The organism is Sabulibacter ruber (genome assembly GCF_017355955.1).
GTDB classification, from domain to species: Bacteria; Bacteroidota; Bacteroidia; order Cytophagales; family Hymenobacteraceae; genus Nibribacter; species Nibribacter ruber_A.
The window spans coordinates 1-260 of sequence record NZ_JAFFID010000160.1 but is presented as its reverse complement, the minus strand read 5'-3'; the positions used below and the strand labels follow the sequence as shown (position 1 = coordinate 260).

Here is a 260-nt window from a genome sequence, read left to right as displayed (position 1 = left end):
ACAAGATGAGGGAAACGGTTTATTATCATAAACCGGTAATTGAGGCTGGATATGGAAGAGAAGAACTCTTCTGGCTTGTCCAGACACTGAATTGATCCACTGGCCAGAACAATATCATAATTTTTATTAACAATTTCTTTAAAGTCTCCGTAAAAATTAAGATTTTGCTTTGTAAAATTTTTGGCAGCCTCTGCCGCAAGTGCCTTTGTCTCGAGAACGTCCCACTCGAATTTAAAAGCACCGTCGGTCCAATTCTGTAC

1 protein-coding gene is annotated in these 260 nt (G+C 39.2%); it reads right to left on the bottom strand.

Annotated features, from left to right (window positions below; translation table 11 throughout):
• A partial coding sequence (locus JT719_RS24870) for a class I SAM-dependent methyltransferase (RefSeq protein ID WP_207436463.1) occupies positions 1–260 on the bottom strand: 260 nt, incomplete at both ends.